Annotated in this window: 14 protein-coding genes; 8 read left to right on the forward strand and 6 right to left on the reverse strand. The window is 68.5% G+C overall.

All coding sequences use genetic code 11. The annotated features are described in order from the left end of the window. Nucleotides 1-994, forward strand: a 994-nt coding sequence (locus tag AC1DU6_RS02175) for an FAD-dependent oxidoreductase (protein WP_477855971.1), incomplete at its 5' end; no start/stop codon positions are given. A 54-nt stretch (nt 995-1,048) separates the two neighbouring features. Then, nucleotides 1,049-2,251 carry an erythromycin esterase family protein gene (locus AC1DU6_RS02180; protein ID WP_457324086.1) on the forward strand — a complete coding sequence of 401 codons (1,203 nt, stop codon included), beginning with the start codon at nt 1,049-1,051 and terminating at the stop codon, nt 2,249-2,251. Nucleotides 2,252-2,255: 4 nt separating this feature from the next. Here AC1DU6_RS02180 and AC1DU6_RS02185 read toward each other — a convergent pair whose 3' ends face one another. The 4 genes from AC1DU6_RS02185 to AC1DU6_RS02200 all read right to left on the reverse strand — a co-directional run bounded on the left by AC1DU6_RS02185 (nt 2,256) and on the right by AC1DU6_RS02200 (nt 7,490). Next, nucleotides 2,256-2,738 carry a hypothetical protein gene (locus AC1DU6_RS02185; protein WP_457324085.1) on the reverse strand — a complete coding sequence of 161 codons (483 nt, stop codon included), beginning with the start codon at nt 2,736-2,738 and terminating at the stop codon, nt 2,256-2,258. A gap of 9 nt (nt 2,739-2,747) precedes the next feature. Continuing rightward, complete coding sequence (locus AC1DU6_RS02190; RefSeq protein WP_457324084.1) at nt 2,748-3,800, reverse strand: 2-oxoacid:ferredoxin oxidoreductase subunit beta; 1,053 nt, start codon at nt 3,798-3,800, stop codon at nt 2,748-2,750. Further along, complete coding sequence (locus tag AC1DU6_RS02195; protein ID WP_457324083.1) at nt 3,797-5,632, reverse strand: 2-oxoacid:acceptor oxidoreductase subunit alpha; 1,836 nt, start codon at nt 5,630-5,632, stop codon at nt 3,797-3,799. Before AC1DU6_RS02195 ends, AC1DU6_RS02190 begins: the two co-directional genes overlap by 4 nt. Before the next feature lie 79 nt (nt 5,633-5,711). Beyond that, on the reverse strand, nt 5,712-7,490 hold the full coding sequence (locus tag AC1DU6_RS02200; RefSeq protein ID WP_457324082.1) for an FAD-dependent oxidoreductase: 1,779 nt from the start codon (nt 7,488-7,490) through the stop codon (nt 5,712-5,714). A 415-nt stretch (nt 7,491-7,905) separates the two neighbouring features. On the opposite strand from AC1DU6_RS02200, the gene AC1DU6_RS02205 reads away from it, so the two are divergent. Continuing rightward, the gene (locus tag AC1DU6_RS02205) at nt 7,906-8,616 is read left to right on the forward strand and encodes an Hcp family type VI secretion system effector (protein ID WP_477855972.1); all 711 of its coding nucleotides are present in this window, start codon (nt 7,906-7,908) and stop codon (nt 8,614-8,616) included. Here the strand turns inward: AC1DU6_RS02205 and AC1DU6_RS02210 are convergent. Next, nucleotides 8,594-9,256: a phosphatase PAP2 family protein gene (locus AC1DU6_RS02210; RefSeq protein ID WP_477855973.1), complete on the reverse strand. Its 663-nt coding sequence runs from the start codon at nt 9,254-9,256 to the stop codon at nt 8,594-8,596. The two genes, AC1DU6_RS02205 and AC1DU6_RS02210, sit on opposite strands and share 23 nt — an antisense overlap. Nucleotides 9,257-9,432: 176 nt before the next feature. Between AC1DU6_RS02210 and AC1DU6_RS02215 the strand changes: the two genes are divergently transcribed. From AC1DU6_RS02215 to AC1DU6_RS02235, 5 genes are all read left to right on the forward strand, one after another. Beyond that, nucleotides 9,433-10,419 carry a KpsF/GutQ family sugar-phosphate isomerase gene (locus AC1DU6_RS02215; RefSeq protein ID WP_457389672.1) on the forward strand — a complete coding sequence of 329 codons (987 nt, stop codon included), beginning with the start codon at nt 9,433-9,435 and terminating at the stop codon, nt 10,417-10,419. 1 nt (nt 10,420) lies between these two features. Beyond that, nucleotides 10,421-11,002, forward strand: a complete 582-nt coding sequence (locus tag AC1DU6_RS02220; RefSeq protein WP_477855974.1) for a KdsC family phosphatase — start codon at nt 10,421-10,423, stop codon at nt 11,000-11,002. 50 nt (nt 11,003-11,052) lie between these two features. Then, nucleotides 11,053-11,658, forward strand: coding sequence for an LPS export ABC transporter periplasmic protein LptC (gene lptC / locus AC1DU6_RS02225; protein WP_056192618.1), 606 nt, complete (start codon nt 11,053-11,055; stop codon nt 11,656-11,658). Continuing rightward, a complete protein-coding gene (locus AC1DU6_RS02230) occupies nt 11,655-12,428 on the forward strand; it encodes an SDR family oxidoreductase (RefSeq protein WP_457319946.1) in 774 nt (257 codons plus the stop codon). Before lptC ends, AC1DU6_RS02230 begins: the two co-directional genes overlap by 4 nt. Before the next feature lie 223 nt (nt 12,429-12,651). Next, complete coding sequence (locus AC1DU6_RS02235) at nt 12,652-14,961, forward strand: DUF5916 domain-containing protein (RefSeq protein ID WP_477855975.1); 2,310 nt, start codon at nt 12,652-12,654, stop codon at nt 14,959-14,961. Between the two features lie 202 nt (nt 14,962-15,163). On the opposite strand, the gene AC1DU6_RS02240 is transcribed toward AC1DU6_RS02235, so the two are convergent. Next, on the reverse strand, nt 15,164-15,706 hold the full coding sequence (locus tag AC1DU6_RS02240; RefSeq protein WP_457319942.1) for an RNA recognition motif domain-containing protein: 543 nt from the start codon (nt 15,704-15,706) through the stop codon (nt 15,164-15,166). Nucleotides 15,707-15,789: the final 83 nt, after the last annotated feature.

Genomic DNA, 15,789 nt, shown 5'->3' on the forward strand with positions numbered 1-15,789 from the left:
GATCATCTGGTGGCTGCGCGCGCTCAAGACCGTGGGCCAGCAGCTCGCCAGCATCGAGGGCGGCTCTGCCAAGTTGACCGAAGGGCTGCTCACGCGGCTGCGCGGCCATGCCAACGTGACGCTGGCGGGCGGCCACAAGCTGATGGGCGTGCGCCCCGTGGAGCTGGGCAAGCCGACGCTGGCCCTGGACGTGGCGACGCAGAACGGCGCTCTCACGCTGCGTGCCGAGCGGCTGATCCTCGCGCTGCCGCGGCTGCCGCTGCTCAAGCTGACGCGCCACCTGCCCGAGCACATCGCCTCGCAGCTGGACTGCGTCAATGGCTTCCCGATGCTGAAGGTCTTCTTCGTCTGCAACACGCCGTGGTGGAGCTACGGCCAGRCGCCGCAGCAATACGCCAACTGCATGCCGACGCGCGAGATCCACTACTTCCGCCGCGCCCCCGAGGCCGACGCCGACGGCCACGGCATGGTGCTGCTCTACATGGACCGCCCGTCCACCGAGTTCTGGCGCCACTACGTCATCGACGGCGACCGCCACGACCGCGCCGAAGTGGACCAGAACGCGCGCATCGTCGATGCCTTCACCCTCTTCGTGGCCCGCGACGTGAAGCGGGCGGCGGATGCGAATGCCGAGTCGGCCTTGAAGTTGACCGACAACGCACGGCGCGTCTTTGGCGACCTGAGCCTGGCCGAGACCAGCCAGTACATCCGCAACAGCATCATCACGTATGGCATCCGCGACTGGGCCCGCGCGCCCTACGGCGCGGCCAACCACGGATGGCAGCCGGGCGTGCGCTCGTGGAAGGTCATGGACGCCTTCAAGGCCTTCGATTTCGGCAGCGGCGCGCGCAACTTGCACATCGTCGGCGAGGCCTATTCGGACTACCAGGGCTTCATCGAAGGGGCGCTGAACAGCGCCGAGCTGGCGCTGGCGACCATACCAGCGCGGCCCGTGGACGAGGCCGACCAGGAGCCCAGCTTGGGCCTGTCCTGAGGAGCCAGATACCAGTTGCGAGTGGCTATCCTGCCCGCCACAGAAGGAGTGGCGATGAGCAGGAAATGGCTGGCGCTGGCCGCGCTGACGATGATGGTGACGAGTGCCCGGGCGGCCGAAGACGGCTCGATGGACTGGGTGCGCGCCCGGATGAAACCCATGGCCGCGAACTCACCGGCAGAGCTGACCGATGCGCAGCTGCAGGCCTTTGGCGACGCCATCGGCCATGCCCGCGTCGTGGCCCTGGGTGAGCAGACGCATGGCGGCCGCCAGGAGTTCGAGCTCAAGACGCGGCTGGTGCGCTATCTGCATGAGCAGAAAGGCTTCGACGTGCTGCTGCTGGAGAGCGGCGTCTTCGACGTGGCGCTGCTGCAGCAGGCCATGCAGCGCGGTGAGCAGCTCGATGCGCTGGCGCCGGGCAATGTCTTCTACATGTACTCCAAGAGCGACGCCGGCCGCACGCTGCTGCGCTATCTGGACGAGGCGCAGGCCGGTCCCAAGCCCATGCTGCTGTCTGGCATCGACAGCCAGCTCAGCGGGGCTCTAAGCCGCAGCGAGCTGTCGCCACGACTGCGCGCCAGGCTGCAAGGCGATGCCAGCGACTGGCCGGTGTTCGAACGCCTCGCCGACAAGCTGATGCAGATGGACCGCACGCCACCATCAAGCAACGACGCGAAGACCTTCGACGCGGTGGCCACGCGTCTGAAGGCCGCGCTGTGCAAGCCCGGCGGCGACGAGTTGCTGTGCCGCAGCCTGGCCGGATTGCAGGCCCAGGCGGCCAACTTCTGGCACGGCGAATACTTGCGCGACCACGAGATGGCCGACAACGTGCTGTGGCAGCTGCAGCACGTCTACCCGGGCCGCAAGGCCGTCATCTGGGCCCACACCATCCACGTGGCGCGCGGCGTGAAGTTCGACGACAGCCATCGCTATGCCGGCGACATCCTCGGCCAGAAGCTGGGCCGCGACTACTACGTGCTGAACACCACCGCGCTGCAGGGGCGCTTCATGGAGTTCGCCTCGGGCGAGGTGCAGGCAATCCCGCCGGCCTATCCGCGCAGCCTCGAGTCCGCCCTGGCCAGTGATCCGGCCGGCTTCGCCTTCCTCAATGCGCCGAAGAAGCTCAAGATCGGCCTGCCGACGCGCGGCATGGAGTTCGGCTACAGCATCCCTCTGGGCACCGGCATTGGCCTGGGTGCGCAATGGGACGGCGTCTTCTACATCCGCGACATGGCGCCCGTGAAGATGGAGCGCTAGGCGCTCAAGCCGGCTTCGCCGTGCAGGCCTTGGCGGCCGAAAGCCCACGAAGATAGCCACGCCTGACGCCGCCGGCCGTGATGGCCGCGCTGACTTGATGCGCGTAGCGCTCGGCGCCGCTGAGCTTGCGCACCCAGCCGCGAAAAGGGATGACGCCTTCGGCCGTGCGCTGCAGCGCACCGGTGGCGGCATCTCCGCCCCGATCCAGCAGGCCGGGATTGCCACTGGTGTGAGGCGCATCCAGATCGGGGCCGAGGACTTCGTCCAGCGCACGGATGCCGGCGGCCAGGCCACCGCAGCTCGTATCGGCCGGCATTGCATAGGGCGCGGCAGCGGCCGCCTTGAGTACGTCGGGAATCTCGGCGCGCACGACGTTGAGGTCGGACAACGGCGTGGTCGCGGCGTTGGCGACCTTGTCCTGGTTGGAGCTGGCGCAGGCGGTTAGGACGAGAACCGCGGCGAGGAGGGTCAGTTGGTGTGGGCGCATGGCCCCGGATCATCTCAGCCCGGCATTGATCTTTGCCAACGCGACCGAGCCCGGGCAGAGTGCTTTTTCACCAAGACTGTTCAATGCGCCGGCCGCCGTGCGCTGGGCCGCATGCCAATCCTTGGCCGCCGGGTCGACATAGAGCAGGCCGGTGGCGATCTCGCCAGCCGCCGCGCGCAGTTGCATCGCGCTCATGGCGTTGAGGCGGTCGGTCGGGTCGTAGTCGGGCGCCATCTTGCGCAACCGCAGCGTGCTGCCATCGGCCTGGGGTACGTCAATGACGTCGGGCGAGTGCTCGACGACCTGCTCTTCGGCCAGGTCGATGAAGTCGATGCGGTTCAGCGCCTCGTTGTGGTCGCGGACATGGTCATAACTGCGCGTCGAGCCGGCGTGGTTGTTGAAGGCCACGCAGGGGCTGATGACGTCGATGAAGGCCGCGCCGCCGTGGCGCATGGCGCCTTCAATGAGGGGCACGAGCTGGGTCTTGTCGCCCGAGAAGCTGCGCGCGACGAAGGTGGCGCCGAGCTGCAACGCGAGGGCCGCGAGGTCGATGGCGGTGTCGTTGTTGGTTGCGCCCTTCTTGGCGACCGAGCCTTTATCGGCCGTGGCGCTGAACTGGCCCTTGGTGAGGCCATAGACGCCATTGTTCTCGACGATGTAGACCATGCGCACGCCGCGCCGCATGGCGTGCGCGAACTGGCCCAGGCCGATGGAGGCCGAGTCGCCGTCACCGGAGACGCCCAGATACAGCAGCTCGCGGTTGGCGAGGTAGGCGCCGGTCAGCACGCTGGGCATGCGCCCATGCACGGTGTTGAAGCCGTGGCTGGCACCGAGGAAGTAGTCGGGCGTCTTGCTTGAGCAGCCGATGCCGCTGAGCTTGGCGACGCGGTGCGGCTCGATGTCGAGCTGCCAGCAGGCCTGCACGATGGCGCCGGAGATGGAGTCGTGGCCGCAGCCGGCGCACAGCGTCGAGACCTTGCCTTCGTAGTCGCGGCGCGTGTAGCCGACCGCGTTCTTGGTCAGGCTGGGATGGTGCAGCTTGGGCTTCGCAAGATAGGTCATGCGGCACTCCTCGGCGCCGTGGCCAGCGCATGCACATGACGCGTGATCGCGTCGATGATGAAGCGGGCCGTGATCGGCGTGCCGTCGTAGTGCAGCACCGGCGTGAGGTGAGCCGGCGCCACCTCCAGCTCGTTGACCAGCATGCGGCGCATCTGCGCATCGCGGTTCTGCTCGACGACGAAGACGGCGCCATGCGCGGCGATGAACTCGGCCACCGACGGCGGGAAGGGGTAGGCACGCAACCTCATCGCGTCGATATGGATGCCAGCCTCGGCCAGCGTCACCAGCGCCTCATCCATGGCTGGCGAAGTGGAGCCGAAATAGAGAACGCCGACGCTGGTCTTCTGCGCGGCGGAACGCACCAGCGGCTGAGGAGCCAGCAACGCGGCGGTGGCGAACTTGGCGCGCAGGCGCTCGACGTTGCGGATGTAGTCGTCACCGCGCTCGGAGTAGAGGGCCTGCTCGTTCCTCGTCGTGCCGCGCGTGAAGTAGGCGCCCTTGCTGGCGTGCGTGCCGGGCAGGGTGCGCCAGGGGATGCCGTCGCCGTCGACGTCCTTGTAGCGCGCAAACTCCTTGCCGGCGTCCAGCTGCTCGGCCGTCATGACCTTGCCGCGGTCGTAGCGACGCTCGTCGTTCCATTCGAGCGGCGCGCACAAGCGCTGGTTCATGCCGATGTCCAGGTCGCTCATCAAGAAGACGGGCGTCTGCAGGCGCTCGGCCAGGTCCAGCGCATCGGCCGCGAACTCGAAGCACTCGCGCGGGTCCTCGGGCAGCAGCAGCACATGCTGGGTGTCGCCGTGCGAGGCGTAGGCGCTGGAGAGCAGGTCGGCCTGCTGGGTGCGCGTGGGCATGCCGGTGCTGGGGCCGCCGCGTTGCACGTCGATGACGACAAACGGGATCTCGGCGAAATAGGCCAGGCCGAGGAACTCGGTCATCAGCGACACGCCAGGGCCGGACGTGCAGGTGAAGGCGCGCGCGCCGTTCCAGCCGGCGCCGGTGATGATGCCGATGGAGGCGATTTCATCTTCGGCCTGCACGATGGCGTAGCGCTTTTCGCCGGTCTCGGGGTCGGTGCGGAACTTGGTTGCGTATTTCTCGAAGGCTTCGGCGGCCGAGGACGACGGCGTGATCGGGTACCAGGCGCAAACGGTGGCGCCGCCGTAGACGCAGCCCAGGGCTGTCGCCGCATTGCCCTCAATGAAGATCTTGTCGCCGACCGCATCGGCCGTCTTGACCTTGAGCCCGAAAGGTTGCACCGACAGATGGTCGCGCGCGAACTCAGCTCCCGCGTGCAGGGCGCGCACATTGGAGTCCAGCAGCCTCTCCTTGCCCTTGTACTGCTCCGCAAACAGCTTCTCGATGACAGCGGCTTCGATGCCCATCAGCTCGCTCAAGGCGCCGAGCACGAGGATGTTCTTGAACAGCGTGCGTTCGCGCGGCACGTCGTAGGTCGCGTTGCAGATGGCCGTGGCCGGCATGCCGATGACGTGGATGTCGGGCCGGAAGGCGCTGGCCGGCATGGGCTTGGTGCTGTCGTAGAACAGATAGCCGCCAGGCTGGATCTCGGCCAGGTCCTGGGCCCAGGTCTGCGGGTTCATGGCCACCATCAGGTCCACGCCGCCGCGCCGGCCCAGCCAGCCGGCCTCGCAGACGCGCACCTCGTACCAGGTCGGCAGGCCCTGGATATTGCTCGGGAAGATGTTGCGCGGGCTGACCGGCACGCCCATGCGCAGGATGGCGCGCGCAAACAACTCGTTGGCCGAAGCCGAGCCAGAGCCGTTGACGTTGGCGAACTTGACGACGAAGTCGTTGACGGCTTCGATGCGGCTCATGCGGCCTCCCGACGGGCCGCCCCTAGGGAGGCCGAGCCCCCTCGGGGGGCAGTGCGCGAAGCGCGCGTGGGGGTCGTCGTCATACCACCTCCTTGCGTGTCGCGGTGTCACGGCAGGCCGCGCCGGCCTTGGCGGTGACCAGCAGGAACTTCTGCATGTCCCAGGCTCCCGTCGGACAGCGTTCGGCGCACAGGCCGCAGTGCAGGCAGACGTCCTCGTCCTTGGCCATCACGCGGCCAGTCTTGAGACCGCCCTCGACATAGACGTCCTGCATCAGGTTCAGCGCCGGTGCCTTGAGCCGCTCGCGCAGGTCATCGCCGTTGTCGGTGAAGGTGATGCAGTCCATCGGGCAGATGTCCACGCAGGCGTCGCACTCGATGCAGAGCTTTGGCGCGAACACCGTCTGCACGTCGCAGTTCAGGCAGCGCTGGGCCTCCTTGAAGGCCGTGGCGGCGTCGAAGCCCAGCTCCACCTCGACCTTGATGCTGGCCAGCGCGATGTTGGCAGCCGTCCAGGGCACCTTGCTGCGCAAGTCGTTGGTGATCGCGTTGTCGTAGCTCCACTCGTGAATACCCATCTTCTGGGACACGAGGTTGACGTGCGGCGGCGGGCGCTGTGTGACCGGCTCGCCGTGCAGCAGGCGGTCGATGCTGACGGCCGCCTCATGGCCGTGAGCGACGGCGGTGATGATGTTCTTCGGGCCGAAGGCCGCGTCGCCGCCGAAGAAGACATGGGGCAGCGAAGACTGGAAGGTCTGCGCGTTCAGCACCGGCAGCCCGTGCTCGTCGAAGGCGATGCCCGAGTCGCGCTCGATCCACGGGAAGCTGTTCTCCTGGCCGACGGCGATCAGCACCTCGTCGCAGGGCAGCACGATCTCCTCGCCTGTCTGCGCCTTCTTGAAGCGCATGCCGGTCAACTTGCCGCCGACATGCTCGAAGGCCAGCGGCACATGGAAATCGAGGATGGGGATGCCTTCATGCTCGGCGTCCTCCTTCTCCCAGGGCGAGGCCTTCATCTGCGCATAGCCGCTGCGCACGGTCACCGTGACCGACGAGGCGCCCAGGCGCCGTGCCGAGCGGCAGCAGTCCATGGCCGTATTGCCACCGCCCAGCACGATGACACGCGGCGCGACGCTGGTGACATGGCCAAACGACACGCTGGCCAGCCAATCGATGCCGATGTGGATCTGCTCGGTGGCCTCCTGGCGCCCTGGCAAGGGCAGGTCGCGCCCGCGGGGTGCGCCGCAGCCGACGAAGACGGCGTCCCAGCCCTCGGCCAGCAATGCCTTCATCGACTCGATGCGTTGCCCGGCGCGCCACTCGACACCCAGGCCGAGGATGTAGCCGCACTCCTCGTCGATGACGCGCTCCGGCAGCCTGAAGCGCGGGATCTGCGTGCGGATGAAGCCGCCGGGCTTGGCTTCCCCGTCGAAGACGGTGACCGCATAACCCTCCAGCGCCAGGTCACGCGCCACCGCCAGCGACGCCGGCCCAGCGCCGACGCAGGCCACGCGCTTGTTCTTGCGCGCGGCGGGCTTGGGGATCATGGCGCGGAACCCGTCGCTCTTGTTGTCCGCCGCCACGCGCTTCAATCGGCAGATGGCGACGGGCTCGGGCTTGGCCGCCTGTTTTTCCTCCACGCGACCGCGTCGGCAAGCCGGCTCGCAGGGCCGGTCGCAGGTGCGACCCAGCACGCCTGGGAACACGTTGCTGACCCAGTTGACCCAATACGCCTCGTCATGCCGCCCCTGCGCGATGAGGCGGATGTATTCGGGCACCGGCGTGTGCGCCGGGCAGGCCCATTGGCAATCGACGACCTTGTGGAAATAGGCCGGGTCCGAGATGTCGGTCCGCTGCACGGTGTCTCCTCCGTGGTGTTGGGACCTGCTCACATGGCGGGAGTCGGATGCGTTGCCACCCAACAGCCCGCGAGCAAGGCGCGAAACGAAGCTGGGGTAGGCCCCAGCGAGGCTTCGCAACGCCGCGCGCGGGCTGTTGGGCGGCAACCCTGCGGGAGAGGGGCTGCGCGGGCGCACAGCGTTGTTGCGCGCATCGCCCGGGCATGCAACCCGGGCTTCAGCGCGACGCCTAGCCGTACACCCGCGCAGTCCCTCTCGCACCGATTCCCGTCATGTGAACAGGTCCCTGTGCGGCGAGTCTAGGACGCCCGTTCCCTCCTCGACTCTGTGGAAACCCTTTGCATCGTGGGGATGGCGGGCACCCCCGCTCTTGCCCAGCATCTCTGCGCTCATTCCGGGCGCAAGGAGATTCGACATGGCTTCTGGTTTCAAGCAGGCCTGGCGGGTGGCAGTGCTCGCCATCGGTCTGGCCACGGCGGGCCTCGCCCAGGCCGCCAACGACTATTTCCTGCACATCGACGGCATTCCCGGTGAATCGACCGACAAGGACCACAAGGACTGGATCGACATCGAAAGCTTTTCCTGGGGCCTGACCCTGGTCAGCAGCGGGGGCATCGGCAAGGCCAGCTTCTCCGACCTGGCCTGGACCCAGCATGTCGACGTCTCGATTCCCRAGTGGTTCCTCGCCGTCGCGACGGGCAAGCACGTCAAGACGGTCACGCTGGACGTGGTCAAGGTATCCACCGGCCGCAACGACTCCTTCTTCCAGATGATCTTCAGCGACACCCTGGGCAGCAGCCTGCACATCAGCGGCGGCGGCGGCGGCAGCGAACTCTTCGCCAGCGCGTCCATGACCTCGGGCGACACCGTGAAGCTGCGCTATCGGCCCCAGGACAACAAAGGCGGCTTCGGCGCCTGGGTGGAGGGCAGCTTCAACCTCAAGACCAACTCGGCCACGGCCGTCTTCAGCGGCGACGAGACGGTGCTGCTGGGCCTGTTCGGCTCCGGCGGCAGCGTCGCGTTTGACGCCGGCGCGGTCACGCCGGTGCCGGAACCGGCGAGCGCCCTGTTGCTGCTCGGTGGCCTGGCCGCCTTGGCCGCTCTCAGGCCGCGGCGCCGCGCTTGAAGCGCCACGGCCGGACCTGGGCGGCGGCCACGGTCACCGCCCAGCAGATCCAACCTGTCCACATCGTGTGGCTGGGGTAATGCGCACCGCGCAGCATCTGCCCCACGCCATAGACGACGCCCAGCAACACACAGGCCAGCACCCAGGCGCGCGCAGCCCGCGGGTAGGCCCGCGCCAGCGCCCAGCCGCCGCAGAGATAGGCGAAAGCCGCGCTCGCATGGCCGGAAGGGAAGCAGTGCCCGCCACCGCCGTCATGCGCACCCAGCACCCAGTGGGAGATGTAATGGGCCACACCGCCAAACTCGGCCAGATCCCAGGGRCAGCTCGTCAGGCTGAAGCGCTTCATCAGCGAGATGACGGCCAGGCAGACCAGCGTCGTCACCAGCCACCAGCGCCGCTCCGGCCGGCTCAGCGCGGGCAGCAGCCGCGGCACCAGATTGAGCAGCACGATGAAGCCCATGGCCAGGTAGGAGACCAGCCGCCCGCCTTCGTGGATCAGCACCCGCGTGACCCAGGCCTCGCGCAACGCGAAACCGTTGGCGTCGCCGCCCAGGCGCACCGCCCAGAGGTCGAGATGGCTGAGGTCCCAGGCCAGCAGCGCCAGCAGGGCCAGGGCCAGCGCCAGTGYGCCGGCCGGCAAGGCGGCGCGCGCGGATCGATCTAATGGCTTGGTCGGCATAGGCCGGCATTGTCCGGTGACGCCGAAACCACCAGGCTTGCTGCTTGCTGGCGTCTCACGCGCGCTCTGACCTGCCCCGCGAAGAGGCTGAATGCCACGCCGGTTGCCCCGCGTGAGCCCTTGTCTACACTGGCCTCATGAGTTCTCCCGTCTTTGCCGCCGAGCGCGCTGTGCGCATCGGCCGTCAGGCGCTCGAGGTCGAGGCCCGTGCCCTCGCCGAGCTGGCGCCCCGCCTGGGCGACGCCTTTGCGGGCGCCGTGCAGCTGATGCTGGCCTGCCGCGGCCGCGTGGCCGTCATGGGCATGGGCAAGAGCGGCCACGTGGGCCGCAAGATCGCCGCGACGCTGGCCTCGACCGGCACGCCCGCCCTCTTCGTCCACCCCGCCGAGGCGGCCCATGGCGACCTCGGCATGGTCACCAGCAGTGACGTCGTGCTGGCTCTCTCCAATTCCGGCGAGAGTGACGAGCTCAACGCCATCCTGCCCGTGCTCAAGCGCCTGGGCATTCCCATCGTCGCCATGACGGGGCGGCCGCAGTCCAGCCTGGCCGCCCATGCCGACATCGTGCTCGACAGCGCGGTCACCGAGGAGGCCTGCCCGCTGCAGCTCGCGCCCACGGCCAGCACCACGGCCCAGATGGCCCTGGGCGACGCCCTCGCCGTGGCCCTGCTCGACACCCGCGGCTTCAAGGCAGAGGACTTCGCCCGCTCCCACCCCGGCGGCACTCTGGGCCGCAAGCTGCTGACGCACGTGCGCGACCTGATGCGCAGTGGCGACGCCCTGCCCCGCGTGGCGGCCGACACCGGCTTCACCGACCTGATGCGCGAGATGAGCGCCAAGGCCCTGGGCATGGCCGTGATCGTCGACAGCGACGATCACGTCCTTGGCATCTTTACGGACGGCGACCTGCGCCGCCTGGTTGAGCAGGGCCGCGACCTGCGCGCGCTGACCGCCGCCGAGGTCGCCCATGCCAAGCCGCGCACCGTCGGCGCCGAAGCCCTTGCCGTGGACGCGGCCGACCTGATGGAAGCCGCGCGCATCACCGTCGTCCTGGTCGTCGATGCCGAGCAGCGCCTGCTGGGTGCCATCAGCATCAACGACCTCATGCGTGCCAAGGTGATCTGAAGTGAAGCCAGCACTGAAATTCCCTCCCGAACTCCTGGTCAAGGCGCAAGGCCGTGGCCTGGCCATCRAGCTGGCCATCTTCGATGTCGACGGCGTGCTGACGGACGGCCGCATCTACATCGGCGAGCATGGCGAAGGGTTCAAGGCCTTCAACACGCTGGACGGCCATGGGCTGAAGTCGCTGCAGCAGGTCGGCATCACGCCGGTCATCATCACCGGCCGAGACAGCCTGGCCGTGCGCCGCCGCGTCGCCGACCTGGATCTGAAGCACGCTGTCTACGGTGCGCGCGACAAGCTCGCCGCCGCCGAGCCCCTATTGGCCCAGTTAGGCGCCAGTTGGGACGAGGTCGCCGTCATGGGCGACGACTGGCCTGACCTGCCCCTGATGACGCGGGCCGGCTTCGCTTGCGCGCCACCCGGCGCTCATGCCGAGGTACTGGCCATCGCCCACCATGTCACGCGCGCCGCCGGTGGCTACGGCGCGGCGCGCGAGTATTGCGATGTGCTGCTGATGGCCGCCGGCCATTACGAGCGTCTGCTCAACACTCATCACGACACGCTGGACGGGGGCAAGGCCTCGTGACACCGGTTGCATTGCCGGCACCGCTGCCGCGCCGCCAGAAGCCCAGGCCCATGCTGTGGCGGCTGCAGAGCCTGCTGTCCAACTACCTGCCACTGCTGCTGATGGCCGCGCTGGCCAGCGCAACCTGGTGGCTGGTGAAGAACACGCCGCTGATTGATGCACCTGGCGAGGTGGCGGCACCGCGCCATCTGCCCGACTACCGCATGGCCAATTTCGAGATCCAGCGCATCGGCGCCGATGGGCGGCTGCATGTGCAGATCGCCGGCGCCGAACTGCGCCACTACCCGGACACCGACACCGTCGAGATCGACGAGGTCCGCGTGCGTGCCATCGGGCCGGACGGCAGCCTGGCCATCGCCGACGCCAAGCGCGCCCTCAGCAATGGCGACGGCAGCGACATGCAGCTGCTCGGCAACGTCCACCTGCGCCGCCTGCCACCCGGCGCCGGCGAGAACGCGCCGGCCCAGCTCGAGGTGCGTGGCGAGTTCCTGCAGGCCCTGTCCAACAGCGAGATCCTGCGCTCGCACCTGCCGGTCACCATCCGCCAGGGCAGCTCGACGCTGCACGCGCAGAACTTCGAGTACCGTCACCTGACCGGCCAGGTCCACTTCACGGGCAGGGCGCAGGGGCAAATCGTCTCCAAGGCCCCGAAATGAGCGAGCTGGTCTTCATCACCGGCGCGTCCAGCGGCATCGGCCAGGCCCTGGCCCTGCGCTACTACCGCGACGGCGCACGCCTCGCACTGGTCGCGCGCCGCACCGCCGAGGTCGAACGCTGGGCGGCCGAGCAGAAGCTCGACGCGGCCCGCTTCAAGGTCTACGGCGCGGACGTTGCCGACCTGGACGCCATGGCCCGCATCGGCCGCGAGTGCATCGCCGCGCAAGGACTGCCGGATGTGGTCATCGCCAATGCCGGCATCAGCATCGGCATGGACACGGCCCACTTCGACGACCTCGAAGTGATGCGCCGCACCTTCGAGACCAACAACGTCGGCCTGGCCGCGACCTTCCATCCCTTCGTCGCCGCGATGAACGAGCGCCGCTCGGGCACGCTGGTCGGCGTCGCCAGCGTCGCGGCCATCCGCGGCCTGCCGGGGCATGGTGCCTACAGCGCCAGCAAGTCCGCCGTCGTCGCCTACTGCGAAAGCCTGCGCGGCGAATGCCGCCCCTTCGGGGTGAGCGTCGTCACCCTGCTGCCGGGCTATATCGACACACCGCTGACGCGCGGCAACCGCTACAGCATGCCCTTCCTGATGCAGGTCGACGACTTCGCCGACCAGGCCGTGCGCGCCATCCGCGCCCAGGTCAGCTACCGCGTCATTCCGTGGCAGATGGGTGTGCTGGCCAAGCTGCTGCGGATATTGCCCAACTGGCTCTACGACCGGGCACTGGGCAGCCGGCCGCGGAAGAAGCGGGCAAGCGAATAGGGCTGTTCACGGCCCGCGCGCCGTGGCTACACTGCGCGCCTTCGACCCGAGAGCTGCCGTTGCAGCCGAGGAGGACATCATGGCCAAGGTGCTTCACCCCTGCTAAGCCCGCGCGCTGAACATCGTTTCAGCGCCGCCCGCTCGCTGCTGCACGTCCACCGCTGACGTCGCCAGCCCATTGATTCCTGCGGCCCCGTTCGGCGGCCGACCTCGGACGAAATTCATGATTTTTCGCCTTCTCGGCTCGGGCATGGCCCTGGGCCTTTGCGCCCTGGCCCTGCCCGCCTGGGGCAACACCCCCGAACTTCAACACCCCACCGCCCTGCGCCTCGCAGCCGGCGAAGCCACGCCTGTCATTGACGGGCAGCTGGATGACGCGGCCTGGCTGCGCGCGCCCGTCTACGAACGCTTTGCGCAGTTCCTGCCCGCCGACAAGCAGGCCGCGCGCTGGCGCACCACGGTGCAGGTTCTCGTCACCGAGGACGCCCTCATCTTTGGCATCCGCGCCTGGGACCCCGAACCCAGCCGCATCCGCGCCCCGCTGGCCCGGCGCGATCAGGTCAAGGCCGACCAGGACTTCGTCTCCGTCTTCATCGACCCCGTCGGCCATCGCCGCACGGCTCAGTACGTGCGAGTCAGTGCAGCCGGCGGCGTCGAGGACGGCCTGTTCGCGGCCGAAGAGGACACCGAGGACTCGGCACCGGACTTCGACATCCATGCCGCCGCGACCCGCCTGCCCGACGGCTACAGCCTCGAGCTGCGCTGGCCCATCGCGGCGCTCAGGTTCCCGCACGACGGCGGCGCACCCTGGCGCATCATGGTCGCGCGCAACATCCCCCGCGAAGACCGCACGCTCAACGTCAGCTCGCCGGCCCTGAACAAGGACGCGCTGAGCTTCATCGCCGAGCTGCAGCCGCTCGACGGCCTGGGCGATCTGGTAGAACAGGTGCGCGAACGCAGCTTCATCGGCTTTCGGCCCGAGCTGACAGTGCGCTCGACGCGCGACAGCAGCGACGAGAGTGGCACCCGCCGCACGCGCAAGGCCTCGCTGGGCGCCGAGTTCAAGTGGCGACCGCGCGCCGACTGGGTGCTGGACGCAACGCTCAACCCCGATTTCTCCCAGGTCGAACTCGACGCACCCCAGCTCGCCGGCAACACGCGCTTTGCGCTCAGCGTGCCCGAGAAGCGCCCCTTCTTCCTGGAGAGCGCCGACGTCGTCGGCCCGACCCAGCCCGATGAGTCGGGCGAGAACCGCAGCCTCGCGGCCTTCTACACGCGCGCCATCACCGACCCCGACTGGGGCCTGCGCGCCACCTGGCGCGGCGCCGGCGCCGAGGCCACGGCCCTGAATCTGCGCGACGCCGGCGGCGGAACGGTGTTGCGCGCCGGTGCCTTTGCGACGCGCAGCGGCGTGCAGCCACGCGGCTCCCAGGCCAGCTTCGCGCGCGGCCGCACGCAACTTGGCGACCTCGGCCTGGCGGGCCTGGTGTCGCTGCGCGACTTTGGCAAGGGGCTGACGACCCAGGTCATCGGCAGCGACACTGTCTGGCGTGCCGGCGACAGCGACCAATGGCGCGGCCATCTGCTGCTGTCCGATACGACGCTGGGCCTGGACGCCGACGGCCAGGTACTGCGCGTGAGCCGCGAACGCGGCCACCGCGCCTGGGCGGCCTGGCGCCACCGGGATGCCGACTGGGCGGCCAACGTCAACGTCGAGGAGATCAGCCCTCGCTTTGCCAATGACAACGGCTTCGTCAACCAGAGCGGCATTCGCCGTGCGTCGGCCTTCGGCTATCTGCGCCTGGGGCCACGGGAGTTCGMCGGCATCGACATGCACGACCACGAGGTGCAGCTGAAAGTTCAGGAGACACGCACCCTGGCCGATCCGCTGCTCGGCGTCGCGGCAGGCCAGGTCGTCGACCGCCTCTTCCAGCCAGGCTTCTGGTTCGCCGCCGCACGCAACACCGGCGTCTGGGGCCATGTTGGCCTGGACAGCCATCGCGCCCGCAGCGGCGGCCGGCTGCACCCGACGCGCACGCTGCTGATCGGCATCGAGTCCAACCCGGGCGAACTGCTGAACTACGTGGATGCCGAGGTGGAATGGGGCCGACGCCTGGACGTCGATGCCGATCGCGTGGGCCTGGGCGCGCAAGCCCAGATCCAGGCCCAGATGCGCCTGCCGCTGCCCGCCGGGTTGTGGCTGGAGTTCGAGCAGCGCTTCGGACTGGCCTGGGTCGATGCACCCGATGGCCACCGCGCCTTCACCGACCGCAGCGCCCAGAGTCTGGTCGTCTTGCACCTGAGCCCGCGCGATTCCCTGCGGCTCATCCAGCAGCAGACCCGCTTCAACCGCCGTGACGACGCCAGCGCGAATCTGGCTGCGCAGAACAACCGGGGGCGGGTGCTGTCGTTGATGTTCCAGCACCGTGTCGGGCTGAGCCGCATCATCAGCCTGGGCCTGAACCGGGCTCGTGAACAGCCAGGTGCCGTGCGCGCCAGCGAGGTTTTCGCCAAGGCGACGCTGGGGTACTGAAACCCCTCGTCCAAGGACTACCTTGGCCGGTCTTGCAGAGCGCGCTTCGGCTTGCGCCGCAGCTCTTCGACAGGCACGGCGCGTCCACTGGACGCACCGTGTCCGGCCTCAGCCCCCGCGGGGACGAACTAGAGAAGTTCCACCAGAAAAGGCAAAGCGCCCGAAAGGGCGCTTTGCTCAGATCTCTTGCGAGGTTGTGGGATCAATAGCCGCCGGAACGGCCACCGCCGCCGTAGCCACCGCCGCCACCACCGTAGCCGCCGCCACCGCCGGAGCGGCCACCGCCGCCGCCGCCATAGCCGCCGCCACCGGAGCGGCCACCGCCGCCACCACCGTAGCCGCCACCACCACCGTAGCCGCCGCCACCGCCGCTGCTACCGCCGCCGCCGTAGCCGCCGGAACGGCCACCGCCGCCGCCGCCGCCGTAGCCGCCACCACCACCGAAGCCGCCACCGCCGGAACGGCCACCGCCGCCGCCGAAGCCGCCCGGACGCTCTTCACGAGGACGAGCCTCGTTGACGACGATGGCGCGGCCTTCGAGGGCCTGGCCGTTCATGCCGTTGATGGCTGCTTGCGCCTCAGCGTCCGAACCCATTTCGACGAAACCAAAACCCTTGGAACGGCCCGTCTCGCGGTCCATCATGACCTTCGCGGAGGTCACCGTACCAAATTGACCGAACGATTCTTGCAGCGATTCGTCACGCACGCTGTAGGCCAGATTGCCCACATAAAGCTTGTTTCCCATGGGGAAGCCCTTCTCTACTCAAAACCAAAAAACCATGTGGAGCTTCAACCCTACGTGAACCATTCAAGCGAAGGTGCGGCGTC

Source organism: Roseateles sp. P5_B10, from assembly GCF_056400485.1.

Excerpts from the sequence above, each read along its gene's own strand:
- AC1DU6_RS02180 (WP_457324086.1), top strand. The coding sequence starts at position 1,049 with ATGAGCAGGAAATGGCTGGCGCTGGCCGCGCTGACGATGATGGTGACG.
- AC1DU6_RS02185 (WP_457324085.1), bottom strand. The coding sequence starts at position 2,738 with ATGCGCCCACACCAACTGACCCTCCTCGCCGCGGTTCTCGTCCTAACC.
- AC1DU6_RS02190 (WP_457324084.1), bottom strand. The coding sequence starts at position 3,800 with ATGACCTATCTTGCGAAGCCCAAGCTGCACCATCCCAGCCTGACCAAG.
- AC1DU6_RS02195 (WP_457324083.1), bottom strand. The coding sequence starts at position 5,632 with ATGAGCCGCATCGAAGCCGTCAACGACTTCGTCGTCAAGTTCGCCAAC.
- AC1DU6_RS02215 (WP_457389672.1), top strand. The coding sequence starts at position 9,433 with ATGAGTTCTCCCGTCTTTGCCGCCGAGCGCGCTGTGCGCATCGGCCGT.
- lptC (WP_056192618.1), top strand. The coding sequence starts at position 11,053 with ATGCTGTGGCGGCTGCAGAGCCTGCTGTCCAACTACCTGCCACTGCTG.
- AC1DU6_RS02230 (WP_457319946.1), top strand. The coding sequence starts at position 11,655 with ATGAGCGAGCTGGTCTTCATCACCGGCGCGTCCAGCGGCATCGGCCAG.
- AC1DU6_RS02240 (WP_457319942.1), bottom strand. The coding sequence starts at position 15,706 with ATGGGAAACAAGCTTTATGTGGGCAATCTGGCCTACAGCGTGCGTGAC.